7 protein-coding genes and 1 pseudogene are annotated in these 5612 nt (G+C 43.5%); all 8 read right to left on the bottom strand.

Features of this window, described 5'->3' with window-relative positions; all coding sequences use genetic code 11:
• Positions 1-683: pseudogene (locus ACFINO_RS08925) on the bottom strand (phage late control D family protein); the annotation flags it as partial.
• On the bottom strand, positions 680-904 hold the full coding sequence (locus tag ACFINO_RS08920; protein WP_273789860.1) for a tail protein X: 225 nt from the start codon (positions 902-904) through the stop codon (positions 680-682). The pseudogene ACFINO_RS08925 and the gene ACFINO_RS08920, both read right to left, overlap by 4 nt.
• Entirely contained in the window at positions 901-1281 is a 381-nt protein-coding gene (locus ACFINO_RS08915; RefSeq protein ID WP_375633864.1) for a phage tail protein, read from the bottom strand. The genes ACFINO_RS08920 and ACFINO_RS08915 overlap by 4 nt, the downstream gene beginning before the upstream one ends.
• Before the next feature lie 5 nt (positions 1282-1286).
• Positions 1287-3464, bottom strand: a complete 2178-nt coding sequence (locus tag ACFINO_RS08910) for a phage tail tape measure protein (RefSeq protein ID WP_375655484.1) — start codon at positions 3462-3464, stop codon at positions 1287-1289.
• Entirely contained in the window at positions 3461-3529 is a 69-nt protein-coding gene (locus ACFINO_RS08905; RefSeq protein WP_273755857.1) for a GpE family phage tail protein, read from the bottom strand. Before ACFINO_RS08905 ends, ACFINO_RS08910 begins: the two co-directional genes overlap by 4 nt.
• A 41-nt stretch (positions 3530-3570) precedes the next feature.
• Complete coding sequence (locus ACFINO_RS08900; RefSeq protein WP_375612344.1) at positions 3571-3858, bottom strand: phage tail assembly protein; 288 nt, start codon at positions 3856-3858, stop codon at positions 3571-3573.
• A gap of 2 nt (positions 3859-3860) precedes the next feature.
• On the bottom strand, positions 3861-4367 hold the full coding sequence (locus tag ACFINO_RS08895) for a phage major tail tube protein (RefSeq protein WP_375655483.1): 507 nt from the start codon (positions 4365-4367) through the stop codon (positions 3861-3863).
• The gene (locus ACFINO_RS08890) at positions 4367-5578 is read right to left on the bottom strand and encodes a phage tail sheath subtilisin-like domain-containing protein (RefSeq protein WP_375655482.1); all 1212 of its coding nucleotides are present in this window, start codon (positions 5576-5578) and stop codon (positions 4367-4369) included. Before ACFINO_RS08890 ends, ACFINO_RS08895 begins: the two co-directional genes overlap by 1 nt.
• Between the last annotated feature and the right edge of the window lie 34 nt (positions 5579-5612).

Genomic DNA, 5612 nt, shown 5'->3' with positions numbered 1-5612 from the left:
CCCACATCTGTTTCTAAGCCATTGGCTGCACCTGCTTCATCACGCGCACTGTATTTAAAATCCCAAGAGGTACAATGTTTCTCATGAATAACAATAACGGGGAGTGTTTCACCAGTGATGGCTTTGCCTTCCCCCCGTCTAGCCAAAACAAGTTTGCCATCAACGGGTTTTGCTACCGCATCATATCCTCCTGCAAGGCGTGCGGCAAAAGCCATATCGCTTTCAGCTGTTTGATCAATGTGACGCACAACAATTTTAGCAAGAGAAGGATCAACTTTTGGTGTATAGCCATTGCGCTCTGCTATCTCTTGAACAATACTGCCAAGGGTTTGTTGGTGATAGGATTGGCTTTTGGGGGTTCTGTAAGATGTGTTCATTGATGCGGCGCGCCCTGTAACACTTAAGCTTTGTGGTGGGCTGCTTACAGAGATTTCGTCTATCAGATAGGCTCCCATATCGCGGTTTTTGCCCCCTTCATAGCCAAGTGTTATGGAAATAACTGTCCCGATAAGAGGAATATCAAGAAAGCCGTTATCACTGTCACGCGCACGGTCATCAAGCTCTATAGTGATACGATCACTTTTGTTTTCTGCTTCATCGGTAATTTCAATCGACAAAACATAATCCATAAGAGTTTTTGTGATGTCTTCTCCATTTGCCAGAACCATGCAAAAAGGTTTCATGATTTGCTACCCCAAATTCTGATCACTGGTGTGGCTTTCGGATAGGGGAGGGTTGGTAAGAGTATCGTGATACCTGCTTTTAAAATGGGTCCATAGTCTGCAAGACCAAAGTTTGCTGCATAAACGCGTTCAACAGCAAGGGCTTGTTGACCCTTTGCATAGTATCTCCAGCAAATGGCATCAACCATATCGCCTTCTTTTGTTACGTAAAGATCACTCATAGCTCTTCACCATATTCTCTCAACTTTATTGTAAATTCTTGTTTTTTTGGGGTGCCGTTATGATGAAAAATGCTTTGCTTTTCCTCTACAGAAAGAATGACAAACTTACCTAAGATTTTGCCTTGACCAGTCACAAGAATGTGAGGTCCTTCATGTGCCATTTGCCGTAAATATTCGAGCTGTCTGTGACCACCTTTGAAATCTGGATAAATCACACCAGTTAAAGAAAATTCCGCATTTGCAACGGCAGGCAATTGAAGAGCAGCCTTTCTCCCCAATCGCCCTTGCTCCACCCATGGAACACCATAAGACATATCAAGTGTTTGGTAAGCTGCTGTTTCAATCGAAAAAATAAAACCACCCAAAGCTAACATCATGATGTTTAATCCGAAAGGCTAGAGGCTATAGCCAAGCGTTGCTGTTTTGCATAGCGTTCAAGGGCTTGATTGACAGCGTCTCTGATTTCGTCCTTGAGACCATTGGGGACAGAAATATTTAAATTTGAAATCATCACACGGGCATCTACTTCTATCGGCTTATGAACGGTAATGGGCTTGGGAGCTTTAAAGGCACCCACTTTTGCATTTGTAGCCTGCATTTGTCCTGTTTCAACGACACTTGTATTAAAACCACTCTTGCGTTTTTCAGGTGGGGTATTTGTAACCACTACTGTATCCAGCATTTTTTTTGCGCGTGCATTGGTTTCATCGGTAAAGGTTTTAATGGTCTGGGTTGAAGTTTTGTTGATTGAAACATTAAAGCCTAGCTTTTCTTTCATCCAATTAGGCATCCAGCTGGTTAATTGATTAATCTGGTTGCTGAACCAATCAGATAGAGCATTCCATTGGCTTTTGATGCCGTCCCAAAGCCCGTTAATCAGATTGGATCCTGCTTCCATTAAATCAACGCCAAGCAACCATTTAATGAGTTCATTGATTCCTTTTGCTATCCAATAGAGTGGTGAAAAGTTTTTAAAGAGCGTAAAGAGGTTATTGAAAATGTTACTACATAAGCTGTAAAAAGAATTCCATAGCTTTCCTAAGAAGCTTATTACGGTATTCCAGTTTTTGTAGAGTAGATATCCAGTAGCAATAAGCACTGTAATGCCGCCTATTATCCAGCCTATGGGAGTAGACATCATGACGATGCGAAGCGCGGCGAATGCTGTACCAATTACAGCTAATGATGCTACCAACAAGCTTTTTATTTTGTCCCAATATTTGTAAAGCACATATAGAACAGCAATAAGCGCAACAATGCCACCAATTACCCAAGTGATAGGAGAGGACATCATGATGATACCAAGCTTAACAAACGCTGCACCAATTACAGCTAATGATGCAACCAACCGGAAATCTATTTCATCCCAGTATTTACACAGTGCAATAACTGCTGCAATACCACCAAGTATCCAGCCGATAGGTGTGGTCATGATTGCATAGCCAAGTGTGACAAACGCTGCTCCCGCTGCGGCTAACGCGGCAATGAGTGGACCAAAAATGAACGAACCAAGTGCCACAAGTCCTACCTTAAAGAGGGTTATTTCACCAATCAACGGCTCCATCCATTGGAACCAGCCTTTAATCCTCTCTGTGAGATCACTGATGCCTTTTCTTAAATCAGAGGTAGGATTAAGCAAATCATTAAGGACTTTTTTTAAGGTTTTTGCCCAGCTCGCAACGGTTGTTTGAATGAGGTCGCGGTTTTCATCAATCAATTTTGAAAAACCGTCAATCATATCATTAATCACGGGCATGAAACGCGCGCCAATAAAGCTCGCGATACCGCCTATTTTTTTCTTAAAGGCACCAAGCTTGTCACTTAAATCTGCTGCATAGCGTGCAACATCGGCACCTATCAGCCATTTTCCTTTTCGCGCCTTTGCAAACAGCTCTTTAATGGGTGCCATGCCTTGTGCAAGCATGGTCGCCATTTCTTTACCATCGCCCCCAAACAGCAGAGCGGCAATATGCTGTCTTTGTGCTTGGCTTTTCATCTTACTCATCTTGTCGGTAATTTCTTCTAACAAGACAGAAGTGGATTTGAGTTTTCCAGAAGTGTTTTTGACAGAAATGCCAAGCGCTTCAAAGCCCATCATTCCTCTTTTTTGTCCGGCATATGCTTGTGCTGAACGCCTATTTAAAACCGCTAAGGATTGTTGAAAAAGTTCGGCAGAAGTGCCTGAATTATCGGCTGCATCACCCCATAATTGAAGTGATGCAACACTCATATTTAAATGGTGTGATGCGTGATAAAGACTATCTCCCAGATGCATGGTTTTCATGGTGAGGGCGGCTACACTTGCCACAAGACCACCACCAGCAAGCCCTAAGACACCGGTAAAGACTGAAGCACGACTTGCCGCTGTGCTAAGAGCACTTTGAACGCCATGAAGGCTTTTTGTCATGTTTTTGACAGCAGCAGAAAAGCGCGGAATACCCAAACTATGTGAGAGTGTTTTTGACAATGTATCGAATTTTTTTTGAAGATGTTTGAGAGGTGTGGTGAGTTTGTCTTCAAGAGACAATCTCACCTTTGCATCAGCAACTTTTTCACTCATTTTATCTTATACCTTTCTGCTGCTTGTTTTCGCCAGAATATGAGTTCTTGCGGTTCCATTTCCATCATCTTTGAAAGGGACCAATGGAACACAATGGTAATATCGGCTATGAGTTTAGCGGCGGTTTCCCAGTCGAGGTATCCCGCCGCTTGATAAAAGACTCCAAAATCTCTCCAATGCTCGACAAGTCATTAATATCGAGTTCTCCAACCGCTTCATGTGCCCATCCAGAAAGACGTGCGATCATAGCGATTGTTTGCTCTATGCCTTCTTTTTTGTCGATTGCTTGCACATCTTTTGTTTTGGGGCGCTGTAAAGTAATTTCGGTGTGCTCTTTTCCTTCAAAAGTAACAGGTATCAATAATTTATGTGTAATGCTTGTTTGGACTGTCATTTTTATAATCCTATGTTGTCTCTATGGTCTGCGAGTTGATTGACGCCATTGAATTTTCTCACCAAGTTGAGGACGTCTATCTCAACGATTTCAATGTCCTTCTGGACATATTTGAAATATTGCAATGTGAATGTAGCCGTAGAAGTTGCTTTGCTGCCCGGTTGCCATTCTGCCATTTCAAAGCCTTTGCATAGTCCTCTCATGGTAATGACAACACCTTCTGCTGGTGTGCCTTGCGCTTGCATTGAACTTCGTAATGAAATGTCGACATCAGTGCGCCCTAAGAGTGCCATTAACTCTGGAGAGCAATCAGAAATGGTCATGCTAAGCGTGAGGGTTTCAAGACCAAGGTCAACTTCAATGGAGCTATCCATGCCACCGCCGCGATAACTTTCAACAACCAAGTTCAAATTCGGTAATGTTACGCTTTCACATTTTGCTTGATAGGGAATGCCGTCGACAAAAATGTTAAAATATTTCAAAACTCTTGGTAAAACGGGGATAGCCATTAAAAAATCTCCTCTAAATAATCATTCACAATGCGTGAACGGAATGTGATGTGTTCTGCTGGTGTTGTTGGTGTGAATTCGACATTGAAATAGACTCTACCGCTCTCAATGGCGCTTGCTGTGTTAAGCTCTAGATCAGGCGTACAGCGCCCACCAAGAATGGCGCCTTGTGCTTTCAAATCACGCAAATAGGCATTGACGCTTTCACTGACATCATTCATGTAGGTTTTTTTGATATTACGATCGACAGCCCATAGATGCCCGCGCAAAATGGCGTCATTGATCATATCTGCGGTTCTCACCACCGATAAGAAAGCAAACTTTGTATCACTTGAAAGGGTGCGATTACCCCAAAGACGATAACCATTTTTGCGGATAATTGTTGTGATGTTTTGTTCGTTAAGAAGGTTAGCGCGGCTTGATCGATCACCAATGGAAAAATCAATGGGGCGCGCAGTTCCCACAATGCCATTGATCACTTTATTGGAAGGGGAATGCCAAAAGCCATGGGTAAAATCCGTTTTGGCAATGACACCAGCAACCGCTGCACTTGCTGGCTGTTCTACAATTTTTCCATCACGATTTACCTTTACAAACGGATCAACGATAATAGCGCGCTTTGAATCAAAATCTTTTGCTGTGCTAAGGGCTGCTTCATCTGTGCTGTTTGGTGCATCAAGCACCACAATGGCGCGTAGGCGTTCAGCAATGCCAATCAATTCTGCTGCTACGGGGTTGGCAGTCGCACCCGTTCCATTTTCTTCAATATTCACACTGGAAGGGCGTTGATGTGTAAAGCCTGGAGCGATGAGAATGCGTGGTGTTTGTCCTACAATGGACCCCGCTCCAATCAAAGCATGAACACCTTCATAAGCACCATTTGCGTTTACACCACCCAGAATATTGGTGAGTGTTGCATTTTCGTTGTCACCCTCGTGCACGCGTACGACAACAACAATGGCACCCACTTGCTTGAAAATGAGATCAAGGGCATTGGGTAAGGTGCCTTGACGCTTACCCGTTTTATCCAGTTTAGCGGCTTGTGAAAGAGAACCCGTTACCAAAACGGGTGTGTTAAGAGGGAATGCTTGTTCATCGGCATCGGGTGCTGTACCAACAATCCCGATAACTGCCGATTGTACTGCGCGAAGGGGACGGGTGCCGTCGTCAACCTCGACAACTTCAACACCGTGTAGAAAACCTGTTGCCATACTTTATGCTCCTTTAAATGGTTGGCTAATGAAA

The organism is Bartonella sp. AA83SXKL (genome assembly GCF_042196965.1).
Lineage (GTDB): Bacteria > Pseudomonadota > Alphaproteobacteria > Rhizobiales > Rhizobiaceae > Bartonella.
The sequence above is the reverse complement of the archived record's forward strand: the minus strand, read 5'-3'. Positions and strand labels throughout refer to the sequence as shown.